The organism is Paenibacillus sp. LHD-38 (genome assembly GCF_031157315.1).
In the GTDB taxonomy this organism is placed as follows: Bacteria; Bacillota; Bacilli; order Paenibacillales; family Paenibacillaceae; genus Pristimantibacillus.
Map to the genome: position 1 here is coordinate 1 of NZ_JAVIFU010000122.1, position 1,518 is coordinate 1,518.

1 protein-coding gene is annotated in these 1,518 nt (G+C 42.9%); it reads left to right on the forward strand.

What is annotated here, in order from left to right; genetic code table 11:
- The first annotated feature begins 157 nt into the window (after positions 1 to 157).
- A complete protein-coding gene (locus RCO25_RS34485) occupies positions 158 to 1,516 on the forward strand; it encodes an IS4 family transposase (RefSeq protein WP_309000551.1) in 1,359 nt (452 codons plus the stop codon).
- Positions 1,517 to 1,518 lie beyond the last annotated feature (2 nt).

Below are 1,518 nucleotides of genomic sequence, written 5' to 3' on the forward strand. Positions count from 1 at the left end.
ACTCAAACTTCGCAGAGCGAAAATAAGCTTAAACCCTTGATATATCACGCTGCTCGAAGATAATTATTCATCTCTTGCAAAATAGAAAACACCACTTCAGTTTGGTATAGTGATTGTGTCGAGCAATACACTACCACACAGAAGAGGTGTCCTCTATATGATAGAACAAAAAGAGCCATGCAATCAACTGCCAAAAGAAATACTACCAGCATTCAAAGAACTTAAAGTGCTCAAGCATTTAAAAGACGCGAAAATCAACAAGAAATTTGGTTATTCTGCAGCATATCTTTTTCAGCTTGTTTTCGTACTTTTATTTCATCAGAAGAATTGGTTTCGCCTGCTCGAAAGTGAAAGAGCCGATTCGTTTCCAGGCAAGGATGCCGTTTATCGGTTTTTGAATCATACGAAATTTGCTTGGCGGCAATTTCTCTCATCTCTGAGTACTGCGACTATTCAAAAAGTTGAAACACTGACTTCTGACAAACGTGAAACGGCATTCATCTTTGATGATTCGATGTTTGATCGTAACCGCAGTAAAGCAGTGGAATTGCTCGCGAGATTTAAGGATCACGCTACCGGAGCTTATTACAAAGGCTTCCGCATGCTCACGATGGGGTGGTCAGACAGCCATTCGTTCATCCCCATGGATTTTGCTTTACTTAGCTCAACGAAATCGCAAATCAATGGTGCTGCAGACGGGATCGATAAACGTACAATCGGCTTTAAACGTCGTGAGGAAGCGCTGCTTCCTGCTCCGAAGGTGATTGTGTCTATGATTGATCGTGCCTTAGACGCTGGAGCCTCTGCATCATATACCCTCATGGACAGCTGGTTCACACATGCACCGCTTATTAAAGATATTGTGGACCGTGGACTTCATGTCATCGGTATGGTTAAAAACGACAACAAGCGGTATCTTGTTAACGGAAACAGACTGAGCTTAACGGAATTGTATGTGGCGGCTCCACGAGTAGAAGGGAAAAAAACCAACATTCTTCGTTCCCTCCGAACAGAATTGGTTCCTGGCATTCCTGTCCTCGTGGTATTTGTTCGACATCGCTCAAAGAAGAAAGAATGGTTGGCGATTCTTTCAACTGACCTAACATTGACTGTCGAAGATGTCATCCGTATCTATTCCATACGCTGGAACATAGAAGTCTTCTTTAAGTGCGCTAAATCCTTACTGCGCCTGCAAAAAGAGTTTCAAGGTCTATCCTACGATTTGCTCATTAGCCATACAACTATTGTATTTTCTCGTTATATTCTGCTTGCCTGGCAGCATCGTCAAAGTACCGATCCACGAACGCTTGGCGGTTTGTTTTATTTGCTTTGCGATGAGGTCGGTACCATGGATTGGGTGGTTGCTTTACAGCAACTGCTCGATTTGATCAATGAGGTAGCAACAACCGCAAACAAAAAACTTTCAAAATTGATTAAAAGTCAACTCCAACAATGGATCGCCGGCTTACCTAGCTACCTCAAGGCTTACCTGTCGATTCCTAGCTGCGAAGTTTGAGT